This is a genomic window from Stenotrophomonas sp. YJH_SMC_6 (assembly GCF_059371335.1).
The window spans coordinates 191972-205218 of the sequence record NZ_JCAFUM010000004.1 but is presented as its reverse complement, the minus strand read 5'-3'; the positions used below and the strand labels follow the sequence as shown (position 1 = coordinate 205218).

The window sequence follows — 13247 nt, the reverse complement described above, 5'->3', positions numbered from 1 at the left end:
CCGTCTCTCCCGATTGTTCAGCCGCCCCCCGGGGCGGCTTCACATCTGCACCATCCCCATTTAACAACCGCCATGGCACCGTGCGAGCCACGTAGTCATGCAGACGGGAGTTGTGGATGAGTACCGAGAAGAAAGCCGATTTCTCCGGCGTCAGCGCCAGCGTCGACAGTACCGCCGAGCAGGTGCCGAAGGCGGACTTCTCCGGCGTGAGCGCTTCGGTGGACAGCACCGCCGAGATCGTCAGCGGCGGCACCTATACCGTGCAGAAGGGTGACTCGCTGTCGAAGATCGCCAAGCAGCATCTGGGCGACGCCAACGCCTGGAAGAAGATCTTCGAAGCCAATCGCGATGTGCTTGACGACCCGGACAAGATCTTCCCGGGCCAGACCCTGAAACTGCCGCCGAAGTAAGCCGGCGATCAAACGCCGTCCGACAATCCCTGGGAGGAACCCCGAATGATCAAGACCACCCCGCTCCAGACCGCCCTGATCGCCGCCCTGTTGGGCAGCGTTGCCTTGGTCGGTTGCAAGAAGAAGGAAGAGTCGACCGACACCAACGCCGCTCCGGCCGCCACGGCTCCGGCCGAGCCGGCAGCGCCGGCACCGATGACCGGTGCACCGCCGCCGATGGCGGAAGCTGCCGCGGTCAGCGTTTCCACCGTCACCGTGGGCAAGACCGCTGCCGCCGACAAATCGGTCGCCCCGGCTGCACTGTTCTCGCCGAAGGATGATGTCATCGTCTCGGTCAAGACCGATGGCGCCGCCAACAACGTCAATGTCGGTGCCAAGCTGACCTTCCAGGACGGCCAGGTGGCCGGCGAACAGACCGCGACCCTGAATGCCAGCGGCGCGGAGACCACCAACGTCACGTTCAAGAATGCAAAGGGCTGGCCGGCCGGCAAGTACCGCGCCGAGGTCACGGTCGATGGCAAGGCGGCTGGAACGCCGCAGGAGTTCGAGGTCAAGTAAGTCCTGCCGACTCTCTCCCGGCAGGACTCACGATGGACGCAGCCGCAAGGCTGCGTCCTTTTTTATTGGCCGGTGGCTGGCTTCATCCATGCATGGCGTGGATCCACTGACGGCGGCGTTCGCGCAGACCCACGCCGTGTGGGGATGGATCACAGCGTTGCCGCCGTGCAGTACCGCCGCGTATGGCGCGGCTTTGCCCCGCGCGGCTGAAAACGCGACAATGCAGGGGTTTCCCCGCCGCGCGCCCACCCTGACGGCGACGGGGGAAAGCGACACGGTTGCACGTGGCCCGGCGCTGGCGCCGGCCTTCCCCTGAGCATTGCTACAGAGTCCAAGTCCCCCATGTCCAAGATCCTCTACACGCTGACCGACGAAGCACCGTTCCTGGCGACCCAGTCGCTGCTGCCGATCGTCGACGCCTACACCGCCACTGCCGGCATCGTGGTGGAAACCCGTGACATCTCGCTGTCCGGCCGCATCCTGTCGCAGTTCCCGGAACTGCTGTCCGACGCGCAGAAGGTCAGCGACGACCTGGCCGAGCTGGGCCAGCTGGCGACCACCCCGGACGCCAACATCATCAAGCTGCCGAACATCTCCGCCTCGGTGCCGCAGTTGAAGGCGGCCATCAAGGAACTGCAGGACCAGGGCTATCCGCTGCCGGATTACCCGGAAACCCCGGCCGACGACCAGCAGCGCGACTACAAGGCGCGCTACGACAAGGTCAAGGGCAGTGCGGTGAACCCGGTTCTGCGCGAAGGCAACTCCGACCGCCGTGCACCGCTGTCGGTGAAGAACTACGCGCGCAAGCACCCGCACCGCATGGGCGCCTGGGCGTCGGATTCGAAGTCGCACGTCGCGCACATGGCCGCCGGCGATTTCTACGGCAGCGAGAAGTCGGCCACCCTGGCCAACGCCGGTGCGCTGAAGATCACCTTCCACGGCAAGGACGGCAGCGCCGTCGTGCTGAAGGAAAAGACCACGGTCAAGGCCGGCGAGATCGTCGATGCCGCCGTCATGAGCCGCAAGGCGCTGGCCGCGTTCATCGGTGAGCAGATCGCCGATGCCAAGGCCCAGGGCGTGCTGTTCTCGCTGCACCTGAAGGCGACCATGATGAAGGTCTCCGACCCGATCATGTTCGGCGTGGCGGTCAACGAGTTCTACAAGGACGTGCTGGCCAAGCACGCCGACGTGCTCAAGCAGGCCGGTTTCGATGCCAACAACGGCATCGGTGACCTGGCCGCGCGCCTGCCGTCGCTGCCGGAAGCCACCCGCGCCGCGATCGAAGCGGACCTGGCCGCCGAGTACGCGCAGCGTCCGGGCGTGGCCATGGTCAATTCGGACAAGGGCATCACCAACCTGCACGTGCCGAGCGACGTGATCGTCGACGCCTCGATGCCGGCGATGATCCGCGACTCCGGCAAGATGTGGAATGCCGAAGGCAAGCTGCAGGACACCAAGGCGGTCATCCCGGACCGCTGCTACGCCGGCGTGTACCAGGCCGTCATCGACGACTGCAAGGCGCACGGCGCCTTCGACCCGGCCACCATGGGCTCGGTGCCGAACGTCGGCCTGATGGCGCAGAAGGCCGAAGAGTACGGTTCGCACGACAAGACCTTCCAGATCGCCGCCGACGGCGTGGTCAAGGTCACCGACGATGCCGGCAACGTGGTGTTCGAACACGCCGTGGAAGCCGGTGACATCTGGCGCATGTGCCAGACCAAGGACGCGCCGATCCAGGACTGGGTCAAGCTGGCCGTCGAACGCGCCCGCCTGAGCAGCACCCCTGCCGTGTTCTGGCTGGATGCCGCCCGCGCCCACGACGCGCAGGTCATCGCCAAGGTCGAGCAGTACCTGAAGGACCACGACACCACCGGCCTGGACATCCGCATCCTGCCGCCGGTGGAAGCCACCGCGTTCTCGCTGGACCGCATCCGCAAGGGCGAGGACACCATCTCGGTGACCGGCAACGTGCTGCGCGACTACCTGACCGACCTGTTCCCGATCATGGAGCTGGGCACCAGCGCCAAGATGCTGTCGATCGTGCCGCTGATGGCCGGTGGCGGCCTGTTCGAGACCGGCGCCGGTGGTTCGGCCCCGAAGCACGTGCAGCAGTTCGTCGAAGAGGACTACCTGCGCTGGGATTCGCTGGGTGAGTTCCTGGCCCTGGCCGCGTCGCTGGAACACCTGGGCAACCGCTACGACAACGCCGCCGCCCGCGTGCTGGCCAAGGCGCTGGACGAAGCCAACGGCCAGTTCCTGGACAACGACAAGTCGCCGTCGCGCAAGCTGGGTGGCATCGACAACCGTGGCAGCCACTTCTACATCGCGCTGTACTGGGCGCAGGCGCTGGCCGCACAGGACGAAGATGCGGCACTGAAGGCACGCTTCGCACCGCTGGCCAAGGCACTGACCGACAACGAGCAGAAGATCGTCGAAGAGTTGATCGCGGTGCAGGGCAAGGCCGTGGACATCGGCGGCTACTACCGCCCGGACGTCGCCAAGGCGAGCAAGGCGATGCGCCCGAGCGCGACCTTCAACGCCGCGCTGGAGCAGCTCCGCGGCTGATCCATCGCCGTTCGGTCGTGACACCGGAACCCGCGCTTCGGCGCGGGTTTCTTTTGGGCTCCGGGTCAGAACCATTTTGCCATGCAAAAGGGATCTGACCCCATTCGACCCGCGTCCAGAACCGTGATTCCCGTCGGCTGTCGGAATGTCGTCAACGAGGCATGAAACTTGCCCGCGATGGCCGTCGCAGAACTGATCGGACACCGTCTGCAACCGCCCTCGATCTGAGCAGTCGATCACGACGGCTGCCGCTGGCGATGCCCTAGCCTTGGCGACGCGAGGCCACCGGGGAGGTGGCCGCACGGGGAACACGGATGGCACGCGTGCTGGTAGTGGGAACCGACATCCAGGGCGAGCAGGCCCTGCTGCAGCGGCTGCGCGTGGCATCGGCCCTGCCGGACGGCCAGATCCGCCGCAGCCAGGACCTGGACGATTGCGACCTGCTGGTCATCCGCGATACGCCGGCGCTGCGCAACGCGGCCCAGCGCATGCGCCAGCAGCGTCCGCGACTGCAGTGCTGGATCGAAGACATCGGCGGCCAGCTGCGTGATGGCGACGGGCACCAGGACGTGCTTGATGACAGTGCCATCGGTCGCGCGCTGCGTCGCATGCAGTTGGCAGTGGAGCCCTTGGCCATGCACGCACCCGCACCGATCCGCCTGGCTGATGGTGCGCATGCCATCACCCGTCTGCTGCGCGAGCGGCTGCCGCTGCGACAGGGCCAGGCCCTGTTGAGTGATGCGGGCGAGCCTCTGCTGCTGATGGACCTGGAGCATGACCAGGCCGTGCTGCTGCAGGAACCGGCTACGGCCCTGGTGGAGCGTTTGGCCGATGCCTTCGAACGCCTGCAGCTGGATGCGCTGACACCCGCACGCCTGCATGGCCTGGCCGGCGAGCGGCCACGCCAGCCACTGCGGCCGCTGCTGTGGCAATGGGCGCAACGCAGCCGCCATTGGCAGGCACTGGACGAACGCCTGCGCGGTGCTTCGGTAAAGCTGCTGCGCTGGCCCGACTTCCGTGTGCTGGGCCATGACCATGATGGCTTCCGCCTGTGCTCGCTGCTGCTCAAGCGCGCGTGCACGGTGGACGAGTGCGCGATGTTGCTTGATCTGCCGCCTGCGGCCGTGCGCGATTTCATCCATGCCGCTTACCTGTGCGGTTACGCGCAGCTGCAGGCAGCGCCGGCGGTACCGCTGCCGGAACGCGCTGCCGGCGCTGACAACGGCCTGCTCGCCCGCCTGTGGCGTCACCTGCGTGGGAGCGAGCGCAATGCGTGAGCACAAGGTGGTGGTGCTGGGCGGCATGGGCAGTGGCAAGTCGACCCTGGTGCGCAGCATCGCGGCCGGCGCGGTGGTCGACACCGACGTGGCCAACAGCGACCGCCTCGGTGCCGACAAGGCCTCCACCACCGTCGCCCTGGACTATGCAGATATCGACCTGCCCAATGGCGAGCGGCTGCGCCTGTATGGCACGCCGGGACAGCAGCGTTTCGATTTCCTCTGGCCGATCCTGCTGCAGGGCGCCCGCGGCGCCGTGCTGCTGCTGGATGCGCGGCGCGCGGGCGTGGTTGCCGAACTGGAGGATTATCTGCAGGTGCTGCGGCCGTTCGCATCGTCATTGGCGCTGGTGGTGGCCGTCACCCATCTCGACCAGGCACCGCACGCCGCGCTGGATGACTGGGCCGCCCTTGCCTGCCTTGATGACCAGCCGCTGCCGCTACTGGCCGTGGATACCCGCGACCGCGAACAGGGATTGCTGCTGATGGATGTATTGATGGGCGAGATGGAAGCGCACGCACTGGTGGCCGCGCATGGCTGACGGGCAGGTGGCGCTACTGCCCGACGCCGGCCAGCGTGAGCGCCTGCAGCCCTTGCTGCGAGACCTGCAGCAGCGGGTGGAAGGCATACGCACGGTGGTGCTGGCCAGTGTGGATGGCTTCGCCCTGGTCAGTGCCGGTGCCGAAGGGCGCGGTGAACGCCTGGCAGCGATGACCAGCGCGATGCTGGCGCTGGCTGCAGCGGTCGGGCGCGAACTTGTGCTTGGGGATCTGCAGACGCTGATGCTGGAGGCCGCGGGCGGCAAGGTGCTGATGCAGGCGATCCAGGCCGAGGGGCGCGTGCCGTTGCTGCTGATGGCGGCCTGCGACCAGCGCAGCGTGATCGGCCAGGTGCTGTGGCAGAGCAGGGAATGTGGCCAGGCGATCCTGGCCGAACTCGGCGGATCGTGAGCCCGGCCGCAGGGGAACGAGGGGCTCGAACCAACATCGACAAGGGGTGCGACGTGGCTGGACTGAATGAATCGTTGAACGCACTGATGGGCATCGACGGCGCGCAGGCAGTGGCGCTGGTCGACTATGAAAGCGGCATGCTGCTGGGCGAAGCCGGTGCCGGCATGGACATGGAAGTGGCCGCCGCCGGCAACACCGAAGTGATCCGTGCCAAGATGAAGACCGCCGCATCGCTGAACCTCAACGACAGCATCGAGGACATCCTGATCTCGCTGGGCAAGGCGTACCACATCATGCGCCCGGTGGCGAAGAAGAAGGGCCTGTTCTTCTACATCGTGCTGGACCGTACCAGGTCCAACCTGGCATTGGCGCGGCGCAAGGTGCAGGACGTGGAAGCCGAACTGGCGATCTGAGCCAGTAGTGCCGGCTGCTGGCCGGCATCTGCATCGATCCATCGACGGTCCAGGTGCTGCCGGCCAGCGGCCGGCACTACCTTCGCGCTCGACGGCATCGCACACGCCAGCGTATGGTGAAGCCGGTCCTTCCGGGTGAGCCATGCATGTCCAGGCCTGACATCGCTGCCGAGCTGGCACCGCGCATCGCGGTAGCCATCCGCGACGGTTTCGAGCAGTACCACGCCCGCTTTGCGGCGATCACCGCGCGGGCGCGGCAGCGCTTCGAGCAGCGCAACTGGGCCGGTGCGCGACAGGATGCGGTCGAGCGCATCGCCCTGTACGACCTGTGCATCGCCGAGCAGATGGATGCGCTGCGCCGCCTTGCCGGTGACGCGATCGGCGAGCGCGTGCTGTGGTTGCGGGTGCACGCCCGCTATAGCGCGCTGCTGCAGGGCCTGATCGACGCCGAGCTGTACAAGACCTTCTACAACACGTTGTCGCGGCGCCTGTTTGCCACCCGGGGCGTGGACCCGGCGCTGGAGTTCATCGCCTTCGATGTCGAACCCTCCGATGCCATCACCCACCCGGTGGCGCGGCATACCTACGCGGTTTCGCCGACGCGGCCGGTGGAGGCGCTGCAGCGGGTGCTGGCCGACTATCGCTTCGATATCCCCTATGCGCACCAGCTGCGCTGTGCCGCGGCCATCGCGGTGCGCCTGCAGGATGACCTGGCCCACTGGGGCGATACGCCGGTACGCAGCATCGAGCTGCTCGACACGGTGTTCTACCGCGAGCGCCGCGCTTACCTGGTTGGCCGCGTGTTCGGCGAGCACCGGTTCTCGCCGTGCGTGATTGCCCTGGTGAACGACGAGCGTGGCCTGCGCGCCGATGCAGTGCTGACCCGGCGCCGGGACGTGGCCCACCTGTTCGGCGTGTCACGCAGCTATTTCCAGGCCAACCTGGCCACGGTCGGTGATGCGGTGGTGTTCCTGCGCAGTCTGCTGCCGGGCAAGCCCATCGATGAGATATACACCGTGCTGGGCCGCGCCAAGCAGGGCAAGACCGAGCGCTACCGCACCTTCTTCCGTCATTTCAACGAGCACCCGCAGGAGCGGCTGGTGCATGCAGAGGGCACGCCGGGCATGGTCATGGCGGTGTTCACCCTGCCCAGTTACCCGCTGGTGTTCAAGCTGATCCGCGACCGTTTCGCGTGGCCCAAGGCGATGTCGCGACAGCAGGTGGAAGAGAAGTACGCGCTGGTGTTCAACCTCGATCGTGTCGGCCGCCTGCTCGATGCGCAGCCCTATCGTCATCTGCGCTTCCCGCGCCAGCGCTTCGCGCCGGCCTTGCTGGATGAACTGCTGCAGCAGTGCGCGCAGAGCGTACGCATCGATGGCGATGAGGTCGAAGTCGCACTGTGCTATGTGCAGCGTCGTTTTCGTCCCTTGAATCTGTACCTGCGCGAGCAGGGCGCGGAGGCGGTGCGGGCGGCGGTGCTCGACTATGCGCAGGCGATCACCGACATGGCGCGCAACAACATCTTCCCCGGTGACATGCTGCCGAAGAATTTCGGCGTATCACGGCACGGCCGGGCCGTGTTCTACGACTACGACGAGCTGTGTCTGGTCAGCGACTGCGTCTTCCGCGCCTGGCCGCAGCCGCGTACGCCGGAGGAAGCGATGTCCGACGAGCCATGGTTCCATGTCGGTCCGCGCGACGTGTTTCCCGAGCGCTTCGGCCCGTTCATGGGCCTGCCCGCTGCAGAGCTGGCAGCGGTGCGCGAGCACTACCGGCACCTGTTCGACCCGGGCTGGTGGCAGGGCCTGCAGGAACGCTTCGCCCGAGGTGACTATCCGGACACGCCGCCCTATGCTGGCGCGCACCGGTTGGCGTGAGCCAGCTGTCATGGGTGTTGGGACTGAGGTACTCTCGCCCTTCATCACCAAGGATCCGGCAATGATGCGTTCCCCATTGTTCCTCGCTCTCGCGTTGGCCGTCGGTGCCGGCGCTCCGCTGTTAGCCGGCGATGCCAACGCGCAGACCACGCGCGCGGTGCGTGCCACCACCGAATTGAGCATGACACTGACCGGAAAGATCGAGGTCACGGCAGAAGGCGCAGTCAGCGCTCTGGTGCTCGATCAGAAGGCAAACATCAGCCCGGGTGTTGCCGCGTTTGTTGAACGCACCATTCGCCCTTGGCGTTTCGAGCCGACGCGGGTCGATGGCAAGGCCGTCGCCGCACAGGCACCGTTTCGGGTGCGTCTGCGTGGCAAGTCCACGGGCAAGGGCGACTACGAAGTCAGCATGACCAGCGTGGATTTCAGCGAGTACGATCCAAAGGCCACCGATTCGGTGACCGCAGAGCGCCTGGCGCCGCCGCGCTATCCGGACGAGGCAATGAGGATCGGTGGTCAGGGCGATGTGATCCTGATCATCAAGGTCGCCCGTGATGGCACGGTGGCCGACGTCATCGCCGAGCAGGTCAACATGACCGTGGCGGGGCCGGAGCGGACCATGGCCAAGCTGCGCGATGTGCTGGCCAAGGCCAGCATCAATACCGCCCGCAAGTGGACCTTCATTCCTCCAAGCAGCGGGAAGGACGTCACACGGGAATTCTGGTCGGTACGCGTGCCGGTCAACTATGCGTTCTCGGATGATCGCAATGCCGCTGCCGAGCGCTATGGCCGCTGGCGCGCCTTCATTCCAGGACCGAAGCAGCGCGCACCGTGGGTGACCGGTGACGCGGCGGAAAACGGCAGCGACCTGCTGCCCGAGGGCGGCATCTACATGGTCGACGGCGCCAAGCGCGGCCTGCGCCTGCTGACGCCGCTGGAGCAGGGCTGACGATCACTGCGGAGCCGGCCAGCCCGGCTTCGCGTCAATCGGCGTAGGGGTAGACCACCACTCGGTTGCGGCCCTGTTCCTTGGCCAGGTACAGCGCCTTGTCGGCCTGCCGCAGCGCCTGCTCGGCATCGACATGGAAGCTGGGGAAGTGGGCCACGCCCAGCGAGACGGTGATGGTGCCGACCGGTTCAAACGGATGGTCGGCAATGTGCTGGCGCAGACGCTCGCCAGCCTGTCGCGCTGACTCGGCGCTGATGCCCGGCAACAGCAGCAGGAACTCCTCGCCGCCGGCGCGGCAGAGGATGTCGCTGTCGCGCGAGTAGCGGCGCATCTGGTTGGCGATGTGGACGATGGCAGCGTCGCCGACGTCATGGCCGTGGTTGTCATTGATCGATTTGAAGCGATCGATGTCCAGCGCCAGGATCGCGAACGGGATGCCCTGTACCTGCAGGGCATCCAGCGCCTGCTGCAGGCCGCGGCGGTTGAGAAGACTGGTCAGCGGATCGGTGCGGCTGGCGCGGTTGAGCGTGCCGATGCGGTCCTGCAGTGCATTGAAGCTGTGCAGTACCGCCTGCTTGAGCTGGGCGACCTCGAAGTACCACGCGCGGATGCCGCTGACGTGGCTGATCGCATTGCCAGTGTCTTCGCCGCCCTGCACGTTGCGTGCGAGCTGCCACAGCGGCATCGATATGCGACGGGCGAACCACCAGGTGATCAGCAGCGACAGCAGGCCCAGCGGGATTGCGTTCCAGATTACCGCAGTCATCAACCGCGACAGCGGCTGCAGCGTGGCCTCGGTCGGGCGCTGGGCGATGATGCCCCAGCCGGTGGCCGCCACCGGCGCATAGCCGGCCAGCATCGACACGCCCAGGTTGTTGCGCACCTGCTGCGCGCCACGCTCGCCGCGCACCACGGCCTTTACTGCGGGGTTGCCGACCACGTAGTCGCCCACCCGCTTGCCATCGGCGTGGTACAGCAGGCGGCCATGGCGATCGACCACGTACAGGTAGGAACCATCACGGTAGTAGTGCTTGCCCAGCAGCGTGTGCAGTGCGCTGCGCTGGCGCAGGTACAGGGTGCCGCTGACGTAACCACGGTAGTGGCCCTGGCGATCGAAGATCGGGTGCGACAGCGAGACCAGCAGCTTGCCGGTGGCCGACTGGTACGGGTCGCTGATCATCGGCTGGCGCGCGGCCAGCGCGGCATTGTTGCCGACGCTGTGCAGCACTTCGCCCTGCAGCTGCAGGGTCTGCGGCGAGGTGGCGATCACCAGGCCGTCGGCATCCACCACCAGCGAAGAGTTGAAGCTGTTGGTCTGCAGCTGCAGGCGGCTGGCTTCGTCCTGGGCCTGTGCCGGGTCGAGGTTGCCCTGGCCGAGCCGCGTGGCGGCGTAGGCCAGTTCCTGCTGGGCAGCCAGCAGGAAGTTCTGGGTCGTTTCGGCCAGTTTGGTGGCGTAGACGCGGTTGGCCTCCAGGGTGTTGCCGACCAGCTGGTCGCGCTGCACCCGGTAGCTGGCCAGCAGGGTGTTGGCCAGCGCGATGATGGCGCTGAGCAGGGCCAGGGCGAGGATCAGCTTGCCCAGGTTGAGGCGGGGAGACAGCGTTCGCATGCGTCGACGGATCCGGCAGGAGGCTGGACCCGACCGGTTCTCCGGAAGGGGCGACAGCGGGAATCGGTGGCCAGGCCCTCGGGGCCGGGCAGGGCATCGGGCGGATTATCGCCAAAACCGGGCGGCGGTGAAGTGAAGTGGGTCGCCCTGCAGGTGAAAAAAAACCTGCCGCAGCGAGCGGCAGGTTCTTTTCGATGCAATGCCGTGGCTCAGCGCTTCATCGAACCGAAGAACTCGTCGTTGGACTTGGTGTTCTTCATCTTGTCCAGCAGGAACTCCATCGCCGCCATTTCATCCATCGGATGCAGCAGCTTGCGCAGGATCCAGATCTTCTGCAGCAGTTCCGGTTCGATCAGCAGGTCTTCGCGGCGGGTACCCGAACGGTTGATGTCGATGGCCGGGAACACGCGCTTTTCAGCGATACGACGGCTCAGGTGCACTTCGCTGTTGCCGGTGCCCTTGAACTCTTCGTAGATCACCTCGTCCATCTTCGAGCCGGTGTCGACCAGCGCGGTGGCGATGATGGTCAGGCTGCCGCCTTCTTCCACGTTGCGCGCGGCACCGAAGAAGCGCTTCGGGCGGTGCAGGGCGTTGGCGTCCACGCCACCGGTCAGCACCTTGCCCGAGCTCGGCACCACGTTGTTGTAGGCGCGGGCCAGGCGGGTGATCGAGTCGAGCAGGATCACCACGTCCTTCTTGTGCTCGACCAGGCGCTTGGCGCGCTCGATGACCATTTCGGCCACCTGCACGTGGCGCGCGGCCGGTTCGTCGAAGGTCGAGCTGATGACCTCGCCGCGCACGGTGCGCTGCATTTCGGTCACTTCTTCCGGGCGCTCGTCGATCAGCAGCACGATCAGGTGCACGTCCGGGTGGTTGGTGGTGATGGCGGTGGCGACCTGCTGCATCATCATGGTCTTGCCGGCCTTCGGCTGCGACACGATGAGCGAGCGCTGGCCCTTGCCCTGCGGCGCCATCAGGTCGAGGATGCGGCCGGTGATGTCTTCCGACGAACCGTTGCCGCGCTCCAGGGTGAAGCGGCGGCGCGGGAACAGGGCGGTCAGGTTCTCGAACAGCACCTTGTTCTTCGACGCTTCGATCGGCTCGCCGTTGATGGTGTCGACGATGTTCAGCGCGAAGTAGCGCTCGCCGTCCTTCGGGAAGCGGATGCGGCCGGAGATATGGTCGCCGGTGCGCAGGTTGAAGCGGCGGATCTGGCTGGGCGAGATATAGGTGTCGTCCGGGCCGGCCAGGTAGCTGGCTTCGGCCGCGCGCAGGAAGCCGAAGCCGTCCGGCAGGATTTCCAGCACGCCGTCGGCGGCGACGCCGTCACCGTGGCGGGTCAGTACCTTCAGCAGGGCGAAGATCACATCCTGCTTGCGGGCGCGTGCCACGCCTTCGGAGATCTGCAGCTGCTCGGCGATTTCCAACAGCTTCTGTGCCGGCATGCGCTTGAGGTCGCTCAGCGAATAGACCGGGAAGCCTTCCGGTACGTTGGCGTGCGGACGCGGCACGAAGGGCTGCTGCTCGCCGCCGTCGTTGGGCATGCCGTCGTCGCGGAAGCGGTTGTTGTTGCGGTCACGGTCACGGTCGCGGCGGTTGCGGAAGCGGTCACGGCGGTTGCCCTGGCCTCCCTGGCCCTGCTGGCCGTTCTGGTTGTACGGGTTCTGGCCCTGGTTCTGGCCACCGCCCTGGTGGTTCTGCTGCCGCGGCTGGCCGGATTCGCGACCCTCACCACCTTCGCCACCGCCACTGCTGGCAGGGGCCTCGGCGGCGGGCGCGCTCGGTGCGGGGGCGGGGGCCGGTGCCTCGGGCGCGGCGGCCAGCGGCAGGGTCGGCTGCGCCGGAGCGGCGCTGGTTTCGGCGGCTGCCGGGGCGGCGGCCTTGCTCACGCGGGGCTTGCGCACGCGCTTTTCGGCGGGCGCATCGGCGCTGCCGGTTTCGGAAGTGTTATCGGACAAGAGCGTTATTCCTCGCTTGAAGGTGCGAGCGCCCGGCTGGGGCGGCGAACGTTGGGAATGGGTCTGGAAGAAACTGCGTCCAGAGGGTGCGGCACGCGAACGCGGCCGGATGTGCCGACACTATCATCGGCCTGCGGCGCCGTGCAAGGGCTGCCGGGAACAGCATTCATCATGGACGCAGGGCGTCCGCCGGCAGCCGCGGGTGGCGGCTGCCGGAAAACAGCAGGATCAGGCCAGGGCCTTGTCCAGCAGGCCGGCCAGCTGGGCCTTGCCCACCGCACCGATCTGCTCGCCGACCTTCTCGCCGTCCTTGAACACGACCAGGTACGGGATCGAACGCACGTGGTACTTGGCGGCCAGCGCACGATTGTGGTCGACGTTGACCTTGGCGATCTTGGCGCGGCCCTGGTAGGCATCGGCCAGTTCGTCCAGCGCCGGGGCGATCATCTTGCACGGGCCACACCATTCGGCCCAGAAATCGACCAGCACCGGTTCCTTGGAATTCAGCACTGCGCTATCAAAGTCGGCGTCGCCGACATGTACAACCTTGTCGCTCATCTTGGTTTCTCGTCTTGGATTGCACCCGGCCATGCCGGAGGTGGGTGAACTGGGCCATGCCCGGTGGCGCGACCCTCGTCGTTGCCTCGCGGCGCACTGCCGCGGTGCGTTCGGCGGGATGCC

General features: G+C 66.7%; 12 protein-coding genes. 9 read left to right on the top strand and 3 right to left on the bottom strand.

Translation table 11 applies throughout. The features are described from left to right. Positions 1-116 precede the first annotated feature (116 nt). The 9 genes from AC5P9N_RS05970 to AC5P9N_RS05930 all read left to right on the top strand — a co-directional run bounded on the left by AC5P9N_RS05970 (position 117) and on the right by AC5P9N_RS05930 (position 8999). Positions 117-410, top strand: a complete 294-nt coding sequence (locus tag AC5P9N_RS05970; protein ID WP_005411287.1) for a LysM peptidoglycan-binding domain-containing protein — start codon at positions 117-119, stop codon at positions 408-410. A gap of 45 nt (positions 411-455) precedes the next feature. Further along, on the top strand, positions 456-968 hold the full coding sequence (locus AC5P9N_RS05965) for a hypothetical protein (RefSeq protein ID WP_005411286.1): 513 nt from the start codon (positions 456-458) through the stop codon (positions 966-968). 342 nt (positions 969-1310) lie between these two features. Next, positions 1311-3533 carry an NADP-dependent isocitrate dehydrogenase gene (locus AC5P9N_RS05960; protein ID WP_099473504.1) on the top strand — a complete coding sequence of 741 codons (2223 nt, stop codon included), beginning with the start codon at positions 1311-1313 and terminating at the stop codon, positions 3531-3533. Between the two features lie 314 nt (positions 3534-3847). After that, entirely contained in the window at positions 3848-4810 is a 963-nt protein-coding gene (locus AC5P9N_RS05955) for a hypothetical protein (protein WP_005411283.1), read from the top strand. Next, entirely contained in the window at positions 4803-5351 is a 549-nt protein-coding gene (locus AC5P9N_RS05950; RefSeq protein ID WP_049418054.1) for a GTP-binding protein, read from the top strand. Before AC5P9N_RS05955 ends, AC5P9N_RS05950 begins: the two co-directional genes overlap by 8 nt. Next, positions 5344-5760, top strand: a complete 417-nt coding sequence (locus AC5P9N_RS05945; RefSeq protein WP_099485023.1) for a roadblock/LC7 domain-containing protein — start codon at positions 5344-5346, stop codon at positions 5758-5760. The genes AC5P9N_RS05950 and AC5P9N_RS05945 overlap by 8 nt, the downstream gene beginning before the upstream one ends. 53 nt (positions 5761-5813) lie before the next feature. Beyond that, positions 5814-6173 carry a hypothetical protein gene (locus AC5P9N_RS05940; protein WP_005411280.1) on the top strand — a complete coding sequence of 120 codons (360 nt, stop codon included), beginning with the start codon at positions 5814-5816 and terminating at the stop codon, positions 6171-6173. Between the two features lie 146 nt (positions 6174-6319). Beyond that, positions 6320-8050, top strand: a complete 1731-nt coding sequence (gene aceK / locus AC5P9N_RS05935; protein ID WP_049395367.1) for a bifunctional isocitrate dehydrogenase kinase/phosphatase — start codon at positions 6320-6322, stop codon at positions 8048-8050. Between the two features lie 61 nt (positions 8051-8111). After that, on the top strand, positions 8112-8999 hold the full coding sequence (locus AC5P9N_RS05930; RefSeq protein WP_043034296.1) for an energy transducer TonB: 888 nt from the start codon (positions 8112-8114) through the stop codon (positions 8997-8999). Between the two features lie 34 nt (positions 9000-9033). Here the strand turns inward: AC5P9N_RS05930 and AC5P9N_RS05925 are convergent, their stop codons facing one another. The 3 genes from AC5P9N_RS05925 to trxA form a co-directional block, all read right to left on the bottom strand. After that, positions 9034-10608: a sensor domain-containing diguanylate cyclase gene (locus tag AC5P9N_RS05925; protein ID WP_099485024.1), complete on the bottom strand. Its 1575-nt coding sequence runs from the start codon at positions 10606-10608 to the stop codon at positions 9034-9036. A gap of 209 nt (positions 10609-10817) precedes the next feature. Further along, complete coding sequence (rho, locus tag AC5P9N_RS05920; protein ID WP_049395351.1) at positions 10818-12566, bottom strand: transcription termination factor Rho; 1749 nt, start codon at positions 12564-12566, stop codon at positions 10818-10820. 228 nt (positions 12567-12794) lie between these two features. Next, complete coding sequence (gene trxA / locus AC5P9N_RS05915; protein WP_005411275.1) at positions 12795-13124, bottom strand: thioredoxin; 330 nt, start codon at positions 13122-13124, stop codon at positions 12795-12797. Positions 13125-13247: the final 123 nt, after the last annotated feature.